The 19,997-nt window shown below is 68.8% G+C and carries 13 protein-coding genes, 1 pseudogene and 1 riboswitch; of the genes and pseudogenes, 7 read left to right on the top strand and 7 right to left on the bottom strand.

The annotated features are described in order from the left end of the window. Positions 1–628: 628 nt before the first annotated feature. Complete coding sequence (locus B141_RS0119350; protein WP_020576836.1) at positions 629–1,249, bottom strand: Maf family protein; 621 nt, start codon at positions 1,247–1,249, stop codon at positions 629–631. Between the two features lie 330 nt (positions 1,250–1,579). Between B141_RS0119350 and B141_RS41560 the strand changes: the two genes are divergently transcribed. Continuing rightward, the gene (locus B141_RS41560; RefSeq protein ID WP_020576837.1) at positions 1,580–2,908 is read left to right on the top strand and encodes an ADP-ribosylglycohydrolase family protein; all 1,329 of its coding nucleotides are present in this window, start codon (positions 1,580–1,582) and stop codon (positions 2,906–2,908) included. Positions 2,909–3,061: 153 nt separating this feature from the next. Next, positions 3,062–3,967: a phytanoyl-CoA dioxygenase family protein gene (locus B141_RS0119360; protein WP_020576838.1), complete on the top strand. Its 906-nt coding sequence runs from the start codon at positions 3,062–3,064 to the stop codon at positions 3,965–3,967. 128 nt (positions 3,968–4,095) lie between these two features. On the opposite strand, the gene metE is transcribed toward B141_RS0119360, so the two are convergent. After that, on the bottom strand, positions 4,096–6,378 hold the full coding sequence (metE, locus tag B141_RS0119365; protein WP_040421802.1) for a 5-methyltetrahydropteroyltriglutamate--homocysteine S-methyltransferase: 2,283 nt from the start codon (positions 6,376–6,378) through the stop codon (positions 4,096–4,098). Between the two features lie 148 nt (positions 6,379–6,526). Next, positions 6,527–6,769: riboswitch (cobalamin riboswitch) on the bottom strand. Between the two features lie 117 nt (positions 6,770–6,886). On the opposite strand from metE, the gene dgoD reads away from it, so the two are divergent. Then, complete coding sequence (gene dgoD / locus B141_RS0119370) at positions 6,887–8,032, top strand: galactonate dehydratase (RefSeq protein ID WP_020576840.1); 1,146 nt, start codon at positions 6,887–6,889, stop codon at positions 8,030–8,032. A 377-nt stretch (positions 8,033–8,409) separates the two neighbouring features. Here dgoD and B141_RS0119375 read toward each other — a convergent pair whose 3' ends face one another. The 5 genes and pseudogenes from B141_RS0119375 to B141_RS0119390 all read right to left on the bottom strand — a co-directional run bounded on the left by B141_RS0119375 (position 8,410) and on the right by B141_RS0119390 (position 13,978). Further along, entirely contained in the window at positions 8,410–10,089 is a 1,680-nt protein-coding gene (locus B141_RS0119375) for a DUF885 domain-containing protein (protein ID WP_020576841.1), read from the bottom strand. Between the two features lie 176 nt (positions 10,090–10,265). Next, positions 10,266–10,595 (bottom strand): zinc ribbon domain-containing protein, encoded by a 330-nt coding sequence (locus B141_RS52865; RefSeq protein ID WP_420313598.1) that lies wholly within the window; start codon positions 10,593–10,595, stop codon positions 10,266–10,268. A 77-nt stretch (positions 10,596–10,672) separates the two neighbouring features. Beyond that, a pseudogene (locus B141_RS0119380) lies at positions 10,673–11,662 on the bottom strand (RNA-guided endonuclease InsQ/TnpB family protein); the annotation flags it as partial. Positions 11,663–11,752: 90 nt separating this feature from the next. Next, positions 11,753–12,031: an acyl-CoA carboxylase subunit epsilon gene (locus B141_RS0119385; RefSeq protein WP_020576842.1), complete on the bottom strand. Its 279-nt coding sequence runs from the start codon at positions 12,029–12,031 to the stop codon at positions 11,753–11,755. A 318-nt stretch (positions 12,032–12,349) separates the two neighbouring features. After that, on the bottom strand, positions 12,350–13,978 hold the full coding sequence (locus B141_RS0119390; protein ID WP_020576843.1) for an acyl-CoA carboxylase subunit beta: 1,629 nt from the start codon (positions 13,976–13,978) through the stop codon (positions 12,350–12,352). A 221-nt stretch (positions 13,979–14,199) separates the two neighbouring features. Here B141_RS0119390 and B141_RS0119395 point away from each other — a divergent pair, with 221 nt between their 5' ends. The 4 genes from B141_RS0119395 to B141_RS0119410 all read left to right on the top strand — a co-directional run bounded on the left by B141_RS0119395 (position 14,200) and on the right by B141_RS0119410 (position 19,950). Next, positions 14,200–16,848: a phosphoenolpyruvate carboxylase gene (locus B141_RS0119395; RefSeq protein WP_020576844.1), complete on the top strand. Its 2,649-nt coding sequence runs from the start codon at positions 14,200–14,202 to the stop codon at positions 16,846–16,848. 205 nt (positions 16,849–17,053) lie between these two features. Beyond that, entirely contained in the window at positions 17,054–18,337 is a 1,284-nt protein-coding gene (locus B141_RS0119400; protein ID WP_020576845.1) for an alpha-L-fucosidase, read from the top strand. Between the two features lie 198 nt (positions 18,338–18,535). Further along, entirely contained in the window at positions 18,536–19,369 is an 834-nt protein-coding gene (locus B141_RS0119405) for a biotin--[acetyl-CoA-carboxylase] ligase (protein WP_020576846.1), read from the top strand. A gap of 59 nt (positions 19,370–19,428) precedes the next feature. After that, the gene (locus B141_RS0119410) at positions 19,429–19,950 is read left to right on the top strand and encodes a PH domain-containing protein (RefSeq protein WP_020576847.1); all 522 of its coding nucleotides are present in this window, start codon (positions 19,429–19,431) and stop codon (positions 19,948–19,950) included. The last annotated feature ends 47 nt before the right edge of the window (positions 19,951–19,997 follow it).

The raw sequence follows: 19,997 nt of genomic DNA on the forward strand, positions 1-19,997 counted from the left end.
ACGTCGAAACCGAACTCCACATCTGGGCCGTCACCCACAACCTCGCCAAACTCATCCAACACCGCCGCCGCACAAAAACCCGCGGCAGCTAACAGAACAGGCCCCACACCTCAACCCCGGCCCGCCCCGGACCACACCGGCACGGGCCCTCCACCATGCCCACACACCCACCACACCCACAAAACGCACCCGCGCCACTACACAACGCAACCAGCGAACACGTCCCAACTCGACCCGCCACGAGTTACGCGACAGGCTCTATGACCCCCTGGAGTTTTCACGGTCTTACTGAGGTACAGCCGATGTCAGACCAGTTCGGGTTCTCGTGCGCCGAGTCGTCACCAGGCAAGCCGAATTGAGCGTGCTTCGTGGGGAGATGCCGCGTGAGGTGCGGCTGTCTCGAATGGCGTACACCCGGTTGTATTGGATAGTGAGAGGCCGGGCTTCTGTCTCACATTGTGTACACCCTTTGGCAGGCCTCACGCGGCAATTCCCCACCCCACTAGGCAAATTTGCCTTGCCTGGTGGGAACATGCCCTGCCTCGTACCGGATAAGGCGTACACAATGTGAGACGCCCCGCGCCAAGGCCAGAACCTGGCACGCCACGAGAGCCGAATGCCGACGGGTTCAGGTGGGGCGGTTCCACAGGTCGGGCCAGAAGACGCCGAGGTCGGCGAGCAGTCGGCGCAGCAGCGGGAGCGAGAGTCCTACGACGTTGTGGTAGTCGCCCTCAACACTTTCGACGAACGGCCCGCCGAGCCCGTCGACGGTGAATGCGCCGGCCACGTTGAGGGGCTCACCGGTGGCGACGTACGCCTCGATCTCCTCGTCAGACACCGCGGCGAAGTGGACCGTGGTGGCCGCGGTCGCCTCGGAGGTCCGGCCGGTGTCGGTCTCGATGACGCAGTGCCCGGTGTGGAGGATGCCGGTGCGGGCCTGCATCCGTCGCCACCGCGTGCACGCCTCGGCGGGGGAGGCCGGCTTGCCGTAGATCTCGCCGTCGAGCTCGAGGATCGAGTCGCACCCGAGGACCAGCGCGGGTGCTCCGGTGACGGTGCGAGCGACGGCCAACGCCTTGCGGCGGGCGAGGATCAGGGCGTGGTCGGAGGGCGTGTCGGTGTCCACGCCGTCCTCGTCGACGCCGGACACGATGACCTCGGGTTCGATACCGGCGGCACGGAGCGTCGAGAGGCGGGCCGGGGATCCGGAGGCCAGGATCAACCGTCGTGCTTGCACAGCATCGCTCACGGGCGCATCCTACGAGAGCCATCGACACTTCGCGCGGCACGGAGCCGTACGCCCATGGGCACGGCGTGGCTCGGCGAGCGAGAGTGGAGTGGTTGGCGATGCGAAGCGAGCCGCCCGCGAAGTGAACGAGGAGTCGAACGCGCTTGGGCACGGCGTGGCTCGGCGAGCGAGGAGTCGAACGCGCTTGGGCACTGTGTCGGCGGTGTCGCGTAAGGTCGCGAGACCGACTGGGTAGTGTCGCTAGGAAACTTTCCGTGATGCCTCGGTGGCTGATCGTGTCGATTGGGGCGACGCTATCTCCACCCCAGACCTGTGAGGAGATCCGTNGCGATGGAGTTTTCCGACCTTCCGGCCGTTCTCGTGCATGAGCTCGCGCAGCGGCGCGAGTCTGGCTACGACGTGTCGGCGGTGGAAGCGCAGCTCGACGGTCCACCGACGCAGGTGAATCCGAGCAGCGCGCGTGAGCTCCTCGATCAGCTGGCCGACCTGCCGCGCTCGCCCGACTGGCCTTACGTCGAGCCCTCCTCGCTTCCCGAGATCGAAGCCGAGCTTCCAGCATCCACGGGCTTCGAGCGGCCACTCGGCGCGGCCGAGCTCCGCGACCGGATCGAGGCCGCGTGGCTTGGCCGCTGCGCTGGCAACTGCCTCGGCAAGCCGGTGGAGAACGGCCCGCACTGGACCCACGAACACCTTCGTTCCTATCTCGAGATGTCCGGCAACTACCCGATCACGGACTACATCCGCCGGCTCGACCCGATGCCCGAGGGCTTCGTTCTCAACGCCTGCTGGAACGAGACGACCAAGGGCCGGATCACCTACACGCCGCGCGACGACGACCTCGACTACACCCTCCTCGGCCTGCACATCCTGGAGAGCAAGGGCCTCGACTACACCGCGGCGGACGTCGCCGGGGAGTGGCTGCTGCGCCTGCCGTACCACCTCACCTACACCGCCGAGCGGGTCACCTACCGCAACCTGGTCAACGGCATCGAGCCCGTACGCACGGCGGTGGTGGACAACCCCTACCGCGAGTGGATCGGGGCGCAGATCCGCGGCGACATCTTCGGGTACGTCTGCGCCGGGCGGCCACGCGACGCCGCACTGCTCGCTTATCAGGACGCAGCCCTCTCGCACGTGGGCAACGGCATCTACGGCGAGATGTGGGCGGCCGCGCTCGTCGCCGCGGCGTTCACCGCGGGCTCGTTGCGGGAGGCGGTGGAGGAGTCCCTCAACCACGTGCCCCGACGGTCCCGACTCGCTGAAGCGCTGCGCTGGGCGGTGGAGGTCCGCGACGCCAGGACCAGCTGGGACGACGCGCTCACACGGCTACAGGAACGCTACGGCCACTACCACTGGGTACACACCATCAACAACGCCGCGGCCTGCGTCCTTGGCCTCCTGTACGCCGAGGACGACTACTCCAGCGCGATCGGGCTGACCGTGCAAGCTGGTCTTGACACCGACTCGAACGGCGCGACAGTCGGCTCGGTCGCCGGTGCGTTCGCCGGTCGGGGCGGCATCTCGCGGCACTGGACGTCGCCGTTCGCCGACACCTTGCGCAGTGGCCTGCACGGTTTCGACCGGAGCAGCATCCGCGACGTCGCCGGGCGGACGTTCGCGCTCGCCCGCACCTACGCGTCCCGGCGCGCGGGGGTCTGAGCGGCGCCGAGTCGGCAGGTCACGAACAGCCAGGTTGTGGCGCACTCTGGGCATGGCCCTTCCCGTTGCCGGGAGGCGATCCTTGATGGGGACAGGAACGCCGGTCACAAGGGTCCTTCAGGGAGCAGAGGTCCTTCAGAGAGGGAGTGAGCCATGTCTTCGGCAACGGCGGAGGTACGCCCCACGGGATCGGTGATCCTTCACGAGACCGTGTCGGATGCGTTGATCGAGCAGGTTCGCGAGGATGGGTACGCCGTCCTCGCGAACGCGTACTCCCCGGCGGAGGTCGCGGCGACCAACGCCGAGGCGGCCCGACTGTGCCGCGGCGAGTTGGGGGAGGTCGGTGGGGAGTTCCAGGCCGACCTCGACGGCTCCGACGAGGAGGTCATGCGCCGCTACCTGTGCATTCACATGCCGCACAAGGTGTCGAAGCTGATCGGGCGTTCCCTCGCCCATCCCAGGATCGTCGAGGCCCTGACGAAGGTGATCGGTCCGAACGTCAAGTGCATGCAGTCGATGATCTTCATGAAGTCCGAAGGTAAGCCCGGGCAGGCCTGGCACCAGGACGAGTTCTTCATCCCGACCAGAGACCGCTCCCTCACGGCGACCTGGATCGCCCTCGATGACGCCACCGTCGAGAACGGCTGCCTCTGGGTGCTTCCTGGTTCGCACAAGCGCGGCGTGATCTATCCCGACCGGGAGCAGGACGACGAGCGGTTCGACTGCACGGTGGAGGCGTTCGACTTCCCCCACCGTGACGAGGACGCGGTGCCGGTCGAGATCCCGGCCGGAGCAGCGGTGATCTTCAACGGCTACCTGCTGCACCGGTCGCTACCGAACTCGGGCAGGCATGGGTTCCGCCGGGCCCTCACCAACCACTACATGAGCGCGGAGTCGCTGTTGCCCTGGCACCGCGTGCCGGACGACACGCACGTCGCGAAGTGGGACTACCGCGACATCGTGATGGTGGCCGGTACGGATCCGTACGCGTACAAGGGAACGATCGACGTGGCCCGCCCGCACGTCCGGCCGGACGGCGAGGGCGGCTGCGACCGCTGACCCAGCCCGGCCGGTCTACGTTGGGTCGGGGGGGGCACCCTTGTACGGCTCTATTGGCCAAGGGTGCCCCCGACTCGAAACGGTGCGGCCGCGCGGCATCCCCCACGGGAAGGGAACGCCGCCCCGGCTCAGCCCGGCAGACTCGCGCGTACCCGCCGCGTCGCCTCCACCAGGTTCCGCAGGGCCGGCTCGACCTCGGCGTAACCGCGGGTCTTCAGACCACAGTCCGGGTTGACCCACAGCCGGCTGGGCTCCACCGCGGCGAGCGCGAGCCGCAGCGCCTCCTCGATTTCGGCGACGCTCGGGACGCGCGGGGAGTGGATGTCGTACACACCCGGGCCGATGCCCCGGTGGTAGCCCGCCCGCGCCAGGTCACCGACGAGTTCCATCCGCGACCGCGCCGCCTCCACGCTCGTCACGTCGGCGTCCAGCGCGTCGATCGTGTCGACGATGTCGCCGAACTCCGAGTAGCACATGTGGGAATGGATCTGCGTACTGTCGGCGGCTCCCGACGTCGCCAAGCGGAACGCCGCGACCGCCCACCGGATGTACGCCGGCTGGTCGGCGGCCCGGAGCGGGAGGAGTTCGCGTAGTGCGGGTTCGTCGACCTGGACGTAGCGGATGCCCGCGGCCTCGAGGTCGCGGATCTCATCGCGTAGGGCGAGCGCGACCTGTCGCGCCGTCTCGGCGAGTGGTTGGTCGGCACGCACGAAGGACCAGGCGAGCATGGTCACGGGCCCTGTCAACATTCCCTTGACGGGGCGGGTGGTCCGGGACTGGGCGTACGTCGTCCACTCCACGGTCATGGGCACCGGCCGCGACACGTCGCCGTACAAGATCGGCGGCCGGACGTAGCGGCTGCCGTACGACTGCACCCAGCCGTGGTCGGTGCTCGCGTACCCCGCCAGGCGTTCGGCGAAGTACTGCACCATGTCGTTGCGTTCCGGCTCGCCGTGCACGAGGACGTCAAGGCCGATGTCCTCCTGCAGCGCGATCACCTTGTCGATCTCGGTGCGCATCCGCGCGGTGTACGCCGGCTCGTCGATCCGGCCCGCCCGGAGGTCGGCCCGCGCGGTCCTGATCTCCTTCGTCTGCGGGAACGAACCGATCGTCGTGGTCGGCAGGAGGGGTACGTCGGCGCTCCCGCGGTGGAGGGCGGCGCGCGCCTCGTAGTCACCGCGAGGGGTTCCGTCGCCGAGCGCGGCGAGCCGGGCACGCACCCGGGCGTCGACGACGCCTGGTGCCCGCGTGGTAAGGGCGGCGTCGGCCTCGGTGAGTTCGCGGGCGACTGAGTCCCGTCCGTCCCGCAGCGCTCTTCCGATCAACACCACCTCGTCGACCTTCTGCCGCGCGAAGGCCAGCCGTCCGCGCAGTGACGCGGGGAGGTTCTCCTCCAGGTCGAGGTCCAGCGGGACGTGCAGCAGCGAACACGATGTGCCCACCACCAACTCGCGGACGGACCCGAGGAGGGACGCGGCCGTCGCCAGGGCGCGCGGGAGGTCGGTCCGCCAGACGTTGCGGCCGTCGACGAGCCCCGCGAAGAGCGCCTTGTGGGCAAGGCCCGCGCGAACGAGTTGGTCGATGTCGGCGGCACCGGCCACGAGGTCGAGCCCGATGCCCTCGATCGGCGTCCGCCCGAGCACCGGCAACGCCTCGCCGATCGGGCCGAAGTAGGCCGTCACGACCAGCTTGGGCCGGCGGTCGAGCGCGAGCGCGCCGAGATGGTCGTACGCCGTGCGGAGAGCGGCCAGCTCCTCGGGAGTACGGTCGGCGGCCAGGACCGGCTCCTCGAGCTGCACCCAGGCGGCGCCCGCCGCCGCGAGTTCGCCCAGGAGTTCGGCGTACACCTCCACCAGCCGCGGCAGCAGGTCGAGCGGCCGGAACTCCTTCGGCGCCCCCGCCGCCGGCTTGGCCAGGAGGAGGAAGCTCAGTGGCCCGAGCAGGACCGGCCGGGTCTGGATGCCCGCGGCCGCGGCTTCACGGAACTCCTTGACCGGCTTGAGCTGGCGACGGTCGAGCTGGAACACGGTGTCGGGGGCGAGTTCGGGGACCAGATAGTGGTAGTTGGTGTCGAACCACTTGGTCATCTCCAGCGGCGGCGTCTCCGCGGCACCGCGCGCCATCGCGAAGTACCGTTCGAGTCCGTCCAGACCCGCGAAGCGTTCCGGCACTGCGCCGACCAGGACCGCCTGGTCGAGCACATGGTCATAGAGCGAGAACGTGTTGGATGGAATGTCGTCGAGCCCCGCGTCGCGGAGCGTCTCCCAGGTGTCCCGGCGGATCCGCGCCGCGGCCGCTTCGAGGCCGGCGGCGTCGGTCCGGCCCGACCAGAACGCCTCGGTCGCCCGCTTGAGCTCCCGATGCGCGCCGATGCGGGGATAGCCGAGGACGGTCGTACGCACTGCTGCCATGGAGTCCTTCCCTCGTGAACTCAGGGTGAGACCCGTGGCGGTGCGGTCTGGAGGGTAGAGCGAACGTTCGGGGACGGCGCTTTGATCGCCCGCCCGTCGGCGTACGCCCGGTGTCCTTCCCGCGAGGCCACGGACCACCGCACGCCGGATGGCGTGCGGGCGGTTGGCAGGTCTTCGGACTCGTGGGCGGGTGCGGCGCCGATCGATGGTGCCGGGATCAGCGTGCTTCCTACTGGCCGTCGCTTCCCAGGCGGCTGATGATGCCGCCCAGTGCGGTGTTACGGCGGTCGTTCCCACTTACCGCTGCGGGGCAGTCCCGGGTTCGCACCGGGTTCCCTCTTGCCTCGCCTGGCCGACACCGGCCGGGCGAACCAACCGCAGTGTCGACCTTAGCTCCTTCCGCGCTGGCCAGAGTGGTCGCCTGGGACGGTCGTCTGCGGTCGGTCGTGTCTGCGGGGTGCGGCTTTTCCGGTACCTTCGATCCGGGCAGCGTGAGAGGGGAGCCTTGGTGAAGATCGCTCGGCTGACGACGTACCTCGTACCACCCCGGTGGTGTTTCCTCCGGATCGACACCGACGAGGGCATCACCGGCTGGGGCGAGCCGATCGTGGAGGGTCGCGCCCACACGGTCGCCGCGGCGGTGGAGGAGATGGCCGACTATCTCGTTGGCCAGGATCCGCTACGGATCGAGGAGCACTGGCAGGTGCTCACCAAGGGCGCCTTCTATCGCGGCGGGCCGGTGTTCTCCAGCGCGGTCGCGGGTATCGACCAGGCTCTGTGGGACATCGCCGGGAAGGCGTTCGACGTCCCTGTCTACCAACTGCTCGGCGGTCACGTGCGTGACCGGATGCGGGTATACGGCTGGATCGGCGGCGACCGTCCGGCCGAGGTGGCCGAGGCCGCGGTGAAGATGAAGGAGCAGGGTTTCACCGCGATCAAGATGAACGGCGGCGGTGAGATGCGGCGGGTCGACACCGCGGCGCAGTCGCTTGCCCTGGCCGACCGGGTGGCGGCGATCCGGGAAGCCTGCGGGCCGGAGTTCGACATCGCGATCGACTTCCATGGCCGGTTCACGATCGCGATGGCCCGGCGGACGTTGCCCTTGCTGGAGCCGTACCTACCGTTCTTTGTCGAGGAGCCGTTGGTCCCCGAGATGAGCGAGCACATCGGGGAGATCTGCGCGTCGACGTCCATTCCTATTGCGACGGGCGAGCGGCTCTTTTCTCGTTGGGACTTCAAGAAGATCCTTGGTGCCGGTGTGGCGATCGCGCAACCTGACCTTTCGCACGCCGGTGGGATCTCGGAGGTACGCCGGATCGCGTCGATGGCCGAGGCGTACGACGTCGCGCTGGCGCCGCACTGCCCGCTCGGGCCGATCGCCCTGGCCGCGTCGTTGCAGGTGGACTTCGCGAGCCCCAACGCGTTGATCCAGGAGCAGAGCCTCGGCATCCATTACAACGAGGGTTCGGATCTGCTTGATTACCTGGTGGACAAGTCGGTCTTCGGCTTCTCCGACGGTTATGTCGCGCGGCCTACCCTGCCGGGCCTTGGCATCCAGGTCGATGAGAAGGAAGTTGAGCGGGCCGCCGAGGTGGGACACCGGTGGCGTACACCGACCTTCCGGCGTGATGACGGCTCCCTCGCCGAATGGTGACCAGCTGCCCTGTGGCGCTTTATCTGCACGCTTATTCAAAGGCCATCTTCCGGGGCGCGGCTTCTGGAGTTGTTGGCGCGAAGTTGATCAGCGGTCCCGAATCCGGACACCCACCGTGGGGGGTGCCCGATTTGCGGACCGTTGATCAACTTCGTCCATGCGCGGGGCCTCGCGTGGCAACTTCCCACGAAGCAGGCTGAATTCATATTGCATGGTGAGGATTTGGCGCGTGACGTCGCTGACTCACGTCAGGATCAACCAGCTTGCTCTCACGCGGTGAAGCCCGGGGCAGCGCAGAGGCAGTGGAGCTTTCCCGGCGCGGAGCACCTGAAATGCTCCACTGTTTCTGCGCCGACGTCCCCGCGGCGGGACTCTACTCAGAGCCGGGCGAGGGCCTGGCGGAGTGGGTCGAGGCCCAGCGCGCCCAGGTCGAGGGCAGCCCGGTGGAATTCCTTCAGGTCGAAGGCCGCGCCCTTCCGCGCTTTGGCGTCATCCCGGGCGGCCAGCCAGATACGCTCGCCCACCTTGTACGACGGAGCCTGCCCCGGCCAGCCGAGATACCGGTTGAGCTCGAAGCGCAGGAACTCCTCGTCGATACGCGAGTGAGCGAGCAGGAACTCAAGCCCGAGTTGGGGGTTCCAGCGTTCGCCCACCCGCCAGCCGTCGGCGTTCGACGGAACGGTGAGACCGAGGTGCATTCCGATGTCGACGATCACCCGCGCCGCCCGGAACGCCTGCGCGTCCAGCATGCCAAGCTTGGCGCCCGGGTCGTCGAGGTAGCCGAGCTCGTCCATCAGGCGTTCGGCGTACAACGCCCAGCCTTCGCCATGACCTGACACCCAGCAGAGCATGCGTTGCCAGCGGTTGAGCGAATCCTTGCGTACCGCGGTCTGTCCGACCTGCAGGTGATGCCCCGGCACTCCCTCGTGGTAGACCGTCGTCACCTCCCGCCAGGTGGAGAACGACGTCACACCCTTCGGCACCGACCACCACATCCGGCCCGGCCGGGTGAAGTCCTCACTCGGGCCGGTGTAATAGATCGCGCCCTCATTGGTCGGCGCGATCCGGCACTCAATGCGGCGGATCTCGTCGGGGATGTCGAAATGTACGCCGGCCATCTCCTCCACGGTGCGGTCGGCAAGCTCCTGCATCCAGGCCCGAAAGCTGTCCTTGTCAGGGATCTTGCGGGCGGGATCAGCGTCGAGAGCCGCCACCGCATCCTCGACACTGCCGCCCGGCACGATCCGTGCCGCGAGCTGCGTCATCTCCCGCTCGATCCGCGCCAGCTCGTCCCAACCCCAGGCGTACGTTTCCTCAAGGTCGATCGCGGCGCCGAGGAAATGCCGGGAGGTGAGCGAGTAGTGCGCACGGCCGACACCGTCGGTTTCGCGGGCCTTCGGTGCGAGATCCTGGCGCAGGAAGCGTTCGAACGCAGCGACGGCCTGGCGGGCCGCCTCCGCTCCACGGTCAAGGTCCGCGACCAGGCCGGCGCTGCCCGCGGTGGATCCGTCAACTGTTGCTTGCGCGATGAGTACGCCGAAGAAGTCGTTGTCGGGTGGCAGCCAGGATCGGCACTGGTCGGCACAGGCCTCGACCTGCCGGCGGGCAGCCACCCGGCCGTCGTCGGCCGCCTGCGCGAGGGTACGCCGGTAACCGGCGAGCGCCTCGGGGAGCCCAGCCAACCGCTGAGCGATCGCCCGCCAGTCCTCGGGCGTCTCGGTGGGCATGAGGTCGAACACGCCACGCAGCTCCTGCTGCGGACTGGCGACGACGTTCAGGTCACTCGTGGAGAGTCCCGCGTCGTACATCTCCAGCTCGAGACCGATCCGCTCCCGCATGGCCTCGGCGGCGACGCGTTCGCGTTCGGAGTCGGGAGTGTCGGCGTCGAGGGCGGCCAGCGTGCGGCGAGCCAGCTCAGCCCGGCCGGCGAACCCGTCGGGAGAGTAGTCAGTGAGCTGGTCGTCGTGGCCAGCGATCCCCGCGTACGTCGCGGTGACGGGATCGACCGCCGCGTACTCCTCAACGTACCGATCTGCGATCTCGTTCGTCCGCCCCATGGGCCCACAGCCTAGGGCCTCGGTCAGGCCTGTCACTCGAATAAGGAGGCCTGGGAACGAGACCGAGGTGGGATCGTTAGGGTCTGTGCGGGAATAAACTGGTTAATCCTGCGTTCGGCCGCCGACGTGGCGGCCCCGGAGCCGACCCGGCCCCGGTCGTGCCGTGCCGTGCCGGTTCAAGTGGGCGCTAGCCCGTGCCGTGCTGTTTGGGTTCGTCGTCGACGTAGGCGTGGCGTGCGTCGTGGTAGTGGTGGTGTGCCGGCTTGTCGCCAGGCGGTTTCGCAGGCTCGGCCTCGGTCGGCGATGTTGGCGGCGGCGTTGAGGTCTGCGTGCGCGGTATGCCCGCAGCGCTGGCACACGAACACGTCTCGGCTCTGCCGGATGTTCTTGTCGGTGTGGCCGCAGCGGGCGCATTGCTGGGAGGTGTGCGCGGGGTCGACCAGCCAGGTGCGGCGTCCAGCTTCTTCCGCTTTGACGCACACCCATGTCGCCAGCCGTCCCAGCATCTCGCGCGGTTCAACCCGGACTTCGCGGCCACGTTCCGGCCCGGATTGTCGATGGTGCCTTTCGCCGACCGGGTCATCGCCTGCAGGTGGAGGTTCTCCAACGCGACTACCTCGGCACCGGCGACGAGATCCCGAGCGGTTTGTCTGGCCCAGTTGTCGGTGCGCTGGGCGACCTTGCGGTGCTCCCGGGCGATTCTGGTGCTGAGGGTGCGCCAGGACCGCGAATACTTCACCGTCGAGGCCTGCTGCTGTTGCAGCCCGACGATCCTTTCTCGGGCGTTCCGCATCCAGCCCGGCATCACATGTAGTTGGCCTTGGGAGGTGGCCAACGTCACCGTCACACCACGATCAGCACCCACCAGCCGTCCGCCGGCCGGCTCCAACCCGTCACTTAGCTGCGGAGTGACGCGGACCGGTGCGACGTCTTTGAACCCGACGCTGGCCCGCCACACCCACTTTGGATGCTCGCTGGTGCCGCCGGCACGCTGGCGTGTCACGCTCAGCGTCACCGGAACACCACCACTATCGGCGAGGCGTGCGAGTTGGCGCCTAGCGGATTTGGGCAGCCGCATCGTGCCGACACCCTGAATGCGTAACCTGCGCTGATCGGTGTCGACCTTCCACGATGTGGGTTCGTCCCAGCAGACGGTGTGGAACCGGCGATGGGACTTGAACCGTGGGTAACCGGGCGTCTGCCCCGCCTTGATGCGGCGGTAGAACCCGGCGAACGCCTCATCCAACCGCCGCAACGCCCCACGGATCGGCTGGATCCCCCACGCGAGAACGTCATCGCGTACCCCACGCAACCCTTTGATCTGAGTGAACTGATCGAACAGCGACACGCTCTTGTTGGCGCGTCGCCAGGCGTCTCGGCGTTCCTGCAACCCAGCGTTGTACACCTCACAACACGCGCCCAGCAGCGCCTGCAACCCCCGCTCTTGCGCCGGCGCCGGGTCAAACGCGAAGGTCGCCTTCCGACACACGGTTGCGTCCAGGCCATCGACCACCAAACGACCAGGCCCAAATCGCGGCGCACTCTGCTTCGGAAAGATCACGACCGGGACCATGCCTCCCGGCACCGACAACGCTGGATGACGTAGCCTCACCCACCTGAATGAATCGCCGGGGGAACGAGCAGCTAATTAACGGAAGTCCCCTTACCGGGGCAATGCGCTGGCGCGCCAAGCGCCGGGGCTAGGGCGGAGGGGAGTACGGGTACGCCGCCAGTACGCCGCCCAGCCGGGTTGGCTTCGCGGCCGGCCCTGCTGAGGCTGGGCGGACTCCGCACCACGAAGCCTGGCTGAGACCACGGCCACCAGAGCGGCGAACTCCTCCGGCGTCGGGTTGCCCTTCACGACCCGCAGCAGCGGCTGGTCGGCGACGGCCGTCTCTGCGCCGGGCTCCGTGCCGCTCGACGGCTTGTCGTCGCTCGCCATCCGCGCGCCCTTCCTGTGCTCGTGATCGCGATCATGGAGGTGGGGACCGGCCGTGGCTTCGCTACTGGCCGTCCTCCGCCCCTGCCATGCTAGGTCCCCAGCGCACGGACCCATGGGGGCTGGTGTACGTGATGGACGAGCGCGGCATGAGCGGCAAGGCAGAGGCACTGGCTTGAAACCCCTGATTTCGCTCCCGCCAGCCAACCCAGGAAGGGTAGTTGATCAACGGTCCGCAATTGGGGCATCGGCAGCGGAGCGGGTCCGAATTCGCCACCGTTGATCAACTTCGCGGCTGCAAGAGCGCTACCGCCGCAAGGGTCAGAGCGGGATGTTGCCGTGCTTGCGAGGCGGCAGGGTTTCGCGCTTGTTCCGTAGCAACCGCAGCGCCCGGACAACCTCCACCCGCGTCTCATTTGGGTGGATCACCGCGTCGACATATCCTCGCTCGGCCGCCACATAAGGATTCGCGAGGGTGTCTTCGTATTCCTGCACGAACCTCGCCCGCAGCTCCTCGGCGTTCTCCGCCTTCGCCAACTCCTTGCGGTACAGGATTTCGACCGCACCCTGCGCACCCATGACCGCGATCTGCGCGGTGGGCCAGGCCAGGTTGATGTCGGCGCCGAGGTGCTTCGACCCCATGACGTCGTACGCGCCGCCGTAGGCCTTGCGAGTAATCACTGTCACCAGCGGGACGGTCGCCTCGGCGTACGCGTAGATGAGTTTGGCGCCGCGCCGGATGATGCCGTTCCACTCCTGGTCGGTGCCGGGCAGGAATCCGGGTACGTCGACGAACGTCAGGATCGGGATATTGAATGCGTCGCAGGTACGCACGAAGCGTGCGGCCTTCTCGGACGCGTCGATGTCCAGGCAGCCCGCGAACTGCAACGGCTGGTTGCCCACCACGCCGACGCTGTGCCCGTCGACCCGCCCGAAGCCGCACACGATGTTGGGCGCGAACAGCGGGTGCACCTCGAGGAACTCACCGTCGTCGAGGATGTGCTCGATCACCGTGTGCATGTCGTACGGCTGGTTCGCCGAATCGGGAATCAGCGTGTCGAGTTCGCGGTCTTCGTCGGTGATCGACAGGTCCGGCTCTTCGTCGTACGCCGGGGGTTCTTCGAGGTTGTTCTGTGGGAGATACGAAAGGAGCGCCTTGACCCAGTCGATCGCGTCCTGTTCGTTGCTCGCCATGTAGTGCGCGTTGCCGCTCTTGGTGTTGTGGGCGAGAGCACCACCGAGATCCTCGAACGACACGTCCTCACCAGTGACCGTCTTGATGACGCCCGGGCCAGTGATGAACATGTGCGAGGTCTGGTCGACCATCACCGTGATGTCGGTGAGGGCGGGGGAGTAGACGTGACCGCCGGCGCAGGTGCCCATGATCAGCGAGATCTGCGGGACGACACCGGAGGCGAGGATGTTGCGCCGGAAGATCTCGCCGTAGAGGCCGAGCGAGGCCACGCCCTCCTGGATACGGGCGCCGCTGCCTTCGTTGATCCCGACGATGGGGCACCCGGTCTTGAGGGCGAGGTCCATGATCTTGACGATCTTTTCGCCGTACACCTCGCCGAGGCTGCCGCCGAACACGGTGAAGTCCTGGCTGAACACGCAGATCTGCCGGCCACTCACGGTGCCGAACCCCGCGACGACACCGTCGCCGTAGGGGCGGTTGTGCTCCAGGCCGAAGTTGGTGGACCGGTGCCGGGCGAACTCGTCCAGCTCGACGAAGGACCCCTCGTCCAGCAGCAACTCGATCCGCTCGCGGGCGGTCAGCTTGCCGCGCGCGTGCTGCTTCTCGATCGCCCGGGCGGAGCCAGCGTGCACGGCCTCGTGGAGGCGGCGTTCGAGATCGGCGAGCTTGCCCGCGGTGGTGTGGATATCGGTGGCGTTCGACCCCGCCGCGCCGTTCGCGCTGCCTTGCGCAACCTCAGGTTGCCCGGCTCCCATCGTGCGTCCTCCCCAACTGTCGCTGCGGCCAGCGAGCCTACTCCGCCGAGTCTTTCCGGCTGCGCGCACGGCAACCGCGGAGGGCGGGCCCTCGCCCGCCCCGCGGTTTCACGATGACCGTGTCCGGGCCCGGTCGGGTTCGCGCGCGCTTCACCTGTTGGCCGTCCGCCACGACCCCGCGGGACGGCCGTCGGAGAGGTGGGCGGACTACGCTTGCGAACATGCCCACCACCCAGCCAACGCGCGCGCTTGCTCGCTTCGAGGTCCCGGCACCGCTGCGGGCCGACGTCCGGCTGTTGGGCGAGCTGCTCGGCACTGTGCTCAAGGAGTACGGCGGGCTGGCGCTCCTCGACGACGTCGAACGGCTCCGTGAGCTCACGATCGCCGCCCACCATGATGATCCCGTCCGGGCGGAGGAGGCGGCCGAGGCCAGCGAACGCCTCGTGTCCGACTGGGACGTCGAGCGCGCCGAGAACGTCGCCCGCGCCTTCACCTGCTACTTCCACCTCACAAACCTCGCGGAGGAGTACCACCGGGTCCGGGCCCTGCGCGACTACGACACCGCCGATGCGCCGGTCCGTGACTCCGTCGCCGCCGCGGTGGCGGAGGTGACGGCTCAGTACGGCGAGGACCAGGCGCTCACACTGCTGTCCGGACTCGAGTTCCGGCCGGTGCTGACCGCGCACCCCACCGAGGCCCGCCGCCGGGCCGTGGCGTCCGCGATCCGCCGGATCTCGATGCTCCTGGCCGACCGCGACGATCCGCGGCTCGGCGCCGGGGAGCGGGCCGAGATCCGCCGCCGCATGCTGGAGGAGATCGACCTCCTCTGGCGTACATCCCAGATCCGCACCACCAAGCCGGGCCCGCTCGACGAGGTGCGGACGGCGATGACCGTCTTCGACGACACGTTGTTCCAGGTGCTGCCGCAGGTCTATCGCCAGCTCGACGACCGGATCGCGGGGGAGCAGGCGGGCACACAGCCGCCGAAGGTGCCGGCGTTCGTCCGGCTCGGATCGTGGATCGGCGGCGACCGGGACGGCAACCCGTTCGTGACGGCTGCCTTCACGCAGAAGGCGATGGCGATCCAGGCCGACCACGTGCTCCGCGCGCTGGAGCGGGTGTGCGAGCGGGTGGGCCGGGCGTTGACCGCGGACGCCGAGACGACACCGCCGGATCCGGGCGTACGCCGGTTGCTGGCCGACGCCCGCGCCGCCTATCCCGATCTTTCTGAGGACGTCGCGAGCCGCTCGCCGGGCGAGCCGCACCGGCAGGTCCTGCTCCTCGCCGCCCGCAAGCTGTCCGCGACCCGGCAGCGCAACGCCGACTTCGCCTACGGCAATGCGGGGGAGCTGCTCGCCGACCTGCGGACGGTGCAGTCGTCGCTGGCCGCGGCGGGCGCCCGGCGGTTGGCGTACGGCGAACTGCAGCACCTCATCTGGCAGGTCGAGACCTTCGGGTTCCACCTGGCCGAGCTCGAGGTCCGCCAGCATTCGAAGGTCCACGCCCGCGCGCTCGCCGAGCTGCTGACCGGCGGCGAGCTCTCGCCGGAGACCGAGGAGGTGCTCGCGGTCTTCCGGGTGATAGCCCAGATCCAGCAGCGGTTCGGGCCCGATGCCTGCCGGCGCTACATCGTGTCCTTCACGCAGTCCTCGCAGGACCTGGCGGCGGTCTACGAGCTGGCCGACCGGGCCCTTGACGGGCGGCCGATCAGCCTGGACGTCGTACCCCTCTTCGAGACCGAGGACGACCTGCGGCATTCGGTCGGGATCCTCGATGAGGCCATCCAGCAAGAGCCGGTACGCCGGCGACTGGAGGAGACCGAGCGGCGCTACGAGGTGATGCTCGGCTACTCCGACTCCGCGAAGGATGCCGGTCCGCTGTCGGCGACGCTCGCGTTGTACGACGCCCAGGCCGCGATCGCCGGCTGGGCCGACCGGCACTCGATCAGGCTCACCCTCTTCCACGGCCGCGGCGGCGCGCTCGGGCGTGGTGGCGGTCCGGCCAACCGTGCGGTGCTCGCGCAGGCGCCGGGCTCGGTGAGCGGCCGGTTCAAGCTCACCGAGCAGGGCGAGGTGATCTTCGCGCGGTACGGCGACCCCACGATCGCCCGGCGGCACATCGAGCAGGTAGCCGCGGCCACCCTGCTCGCGTCCACGCCGACAGTCGAGAAGCGGATCGCCGGGGCCGCGGAGCGGTTCGCTGGCCTGGCCCGCACGATGGACGACGCGGCGCGGACGGCGTACCACCGGCTGGTCCGCAGCGAGGGGTTCGCCGACTGGTTCGCCCGGGTCACGCCGGTCGAGGAGCTGGGTCAGCTGCCGATCGGGTCGCGGCCGGCTCGCCGCGGCCTCGCCATCTCCTCCCTGGAGGACCTCCGCGCGATCCCGTGGGTCTTCGCGTGGACGCAGGCGCGGGTCAACCTGACCGGGTGGTTCGGGGTCGGCTCGGGCCTGGAGGCCGTCGGTGACCTCGACGCGCTGCGGGAGGCGTACGCGCAGTGGCCGTTGTTCGCGGTGACGCTGGACAACGTGGAGATGTCGCTGGCCAAGACGGACGCCCGGATCGCGCGGAGGTACCTCGAGCTGGGCAACCGGCCCGACCTGGCCGCGCAGGTCCTCGAGGAGCATGCCCGCACCTCCCACTGGGTGCTGGCGGTGGCTGGTCACGAGCGGTTGCTGGAGCACCGCCGGGTGCTGGGCCGTGCGGTCGACCTGCGCAATCCCTACGTCGACGCACTGTCGTACCTCCAGCTGCGCGCCTTCCGTGCGCTGCGGACCGAACGCCTGTCAGAGGGTGATGCGGAGCGACTGCGCCGGCTGGTGCTGCTGACCGTCAACGGCATCGCGGCCGGTCTCCAGAACACCGGCTGACAGGCAGGGGGTCAGCCCCGCGCCAGACATCCGACCTTTGGCAGGTTCGCCGGCGTGGCGAGTGCGACCTGGAATGATCACGTATACGTGGTCATTTCGCCGGGACCGGTCATGGTCGGCCCCTTGTCCGGCCAGCATGGTGGTTGGTAGACATCTGACCTATCTGATCCGGTGCTCTGATCCGGTGTGGGAGGAAGGTCGATCCATGTCGGCACCGCAAGCGTCCCTTGACAAGCTCCGCGAACGCCGGTTCGGGCTGTTCGTCCACTGGGGCCTCTACGCCCTGCCGGCACGGCACGAGTGGGTGAAGAAGCGCGAACAGCTGACTGACGAGAAGTACCAGCCGTACTTCGAGCATTTCGATCCCGACCTCTACGACCCGCGGGTGTGGGCGAAGGCGGCCCGGGAAGCCGGCATGAAGTACTCCGTCCTCACCACCAAACACCACGAGGGCTTCTGTCTCTGGGACTCCGACCTCACCGACTACAAGGCGACCAACACGCCCGCCGGCAGGGACCTGCTCCGCCCCTTCGTCGACGCGTTCCGCGCCGAGGATCTGGGCGTCGGCTTCTACCACTCCCTGATCGACTGGCACCACCCGCACTATCCGGTCGACATCCTGCACCCGCGGATCGAGGACGAGGAGTTCCGCGCCAGCCAGGCGGGCAAGCGGGACATCGCGATCTACCGCGCGTACCTCCACGGCCAGGTCGAAGAACTGCTGACGCGGTACGGCGACGTCGACGTCATGTGGTTCGACTTCTCCTACCCGGGCCGGGACGCGTACGGCCTGCCCGGCAAGGGCCGCGACGACTGGAACTCCGAGGAACTCGTCAAGCTGGTCCGCGGTCTCCAGCCCGACACCCTCATCAACAACCGGCTCGACTACCCGGGCGACTTCACCACGCCCGAACAGTTCCAGCCGCACACCGCGCCGACGATCGACGGCAAGGAGGTGCCCTGGGAGGCGTGCCAGACCCTCAACGGCAGCTGGGGTTATGACCGGGACAACCTCGACTGGAAGTCGCCCGACCTGCTGGTGCGGATGCTCGTCGACTCGGTGTCCAAGGACGGAAACCTGCTGTTGAACGTCGGCCCGACGGGCCGCGGTGAGTTCGACGCACGCGCGCTCGCGACCCTGGAGGAGATCGGGCGCTGGACCCGCCGCAACGGCCGGTCGATCTACGGAGCCGGGCGTTCGGAGTTCACCCCGCCGGTCGACGGGCGCTACACGCAGCGCGGTGACCGGCTCTACCTGCATCTGTTCGCGTGGCCGTTCCGGCACGTGCACCTGCCCGGGCTCGCGGGCCGGGTGAAGTACGCGCAGCTGCTGCACGACGCGTCCGAGGTGCGGTTCCAGGAGTACTTCGGCGTCGCCACAGACAGCAACGTCGGCGTGAAGAACATCCCCGAGGGCACAGTCACCCTGGAGCTGCCGGTGCAGCGCCCGAACGAGCTGGTCCCCGTCGTGGAGATCTTCCTCTCCTGACGTACCCGGCCGAGGTCCAGGTGAGCGGCCAAGGGCCAGGCGCGCGGCCGAGGCCTCGGCGTCCGCGCCGTGAGCGTGAAGCGTTGGGTCGGGGACACCCTTGTACGGCTCTATTGGCCAAGGGTGCCCCGACCCAGCCCGATGGCTCCCGACCCACCAAATGCGCGGGCGCGCGGCGGCGCGGAATACCCTGGCTTGATGCCACCGTCGTACGTCGACCTCGACCGCCCAGCGCTTCCTGCTGAGAGTCTCCGGGCGGCGCTCATCGGTCCAGGCCGGCTTGTCCGCGACCTGCGCGTCGTGTCCGCGACCGGCTCGACGAACGCCGACCTGCGGGCCCTGGCCGCCGAGGGCGCTCCTGAGGGGACCCTCCTCGCGGCGGAGCATCAGACCGCCGGGAGGGGGCGGCTCGACCGTGGCTGGACATCCCCGCCCCGCTCGGGTCTGACGTTCTCTCTCCTTCTCCGCCCGACCGGCGTACCCGCCCGGCGCTGGCCGTGGCTTCCGCTCCTCACCGGCTGCGCGGTGGTCGAGGCGGTGAGCGCGGTCGCGGGGGTGCGCCCGCACCTGAAGTGGCCCAACGACGTCCTCCTGGACGACCGCAAGCTCTGCGGGATCCTCATCGAGCGGGTCGAGACGGCTGAGGGCGCGGCGGCCATCGTCGGCATCGGCCTCAACGTCACGACGACGCCGGAGGAGCTGCCGCGCCCGACCGCCACGTCGCTGCGGATCGCGGGTGCGGCGAACACCGACCGCGGCACCCTGCTCGTCTCGCTGGTCCGCGCGCTGGAGACGTTCTACACGGACTGGCGCCTGGCCGTCGGGGATCCGGACGCAGGGGCGGGCGGCGGACTCCGCGGTGCCTACCGCAGCCGCTGTGCCACCCTCGGCCGGCGGGTACGCGTGCAGCTCGGGCCCGACCGCTGGCTCGACGGCACCGCCCGCGACGTCGACGAGGACGGTCGGCTCGTCGTCCGCGCCGCCGACGGCGACCACCCGTTGGGCGCCGGAGACGTGGTGCACGTGCGATGAAGAACTCCCGTGCGGCATGATCTGCCTGTCGTATGACCAGACGGGGACAAGGAGCGCCGATGGGGATTCCGGCCAAGCTGCTCGGCGAGGACGAGCAGCTCGTCATGAGCATGCGGACCCACTGGAAGATCATGATCGGTCCGGTGCTCCTCCTGCTCTGTACTGCCGCGGCGGCGGTCGTCCTGGTGGCGCTGATTCCGGCCGGTGAGTACCAACAGTGGGTCCAGCTCGGCATCGTCGTGCTCGCTGGCCTCGCCGTCCTGATCTACTCGGTCTGGCCGTTCCTCAACTGGATCGCCTCGACCTACGCCGTCACCGACCGGCGCCTCATCACCCGCCAGGGCGTCATCACCCGCACCGGTCGTGACATCCCGCTGACCCGCGTCAACGACGTCTCGAGCGAGCGCGGCCTCATCGACCGGCTGCTCGGCTGCGGCACCCTCGTCATCTGGTCCGCCGGCGAGCAGGGCAAGGTGACCCTGCCCGACGTTCCGCACGTCGAGGACGTCCAGCGGATGATCTCCGAACTCGTGTACGCCCGCGAGGACGACGACGAGGAGACCCCGGAGCGTCGCCGCTGAGCTTCGCGGCTGGCTCCTTCGACGGGCGGGGTCATCTAGGCTGCTGG

The sequence above is a fragment of the Actinopolymorpha alba DSM 45243 genome, assembly GCF_000373925.1.
Lineage (GTDB): Bacteria > Actinomycetota > Actinomycetes > Propionibacteriales > Actinopolymorphaceae > Actinopolymorpha > Actinopolymorpha alba.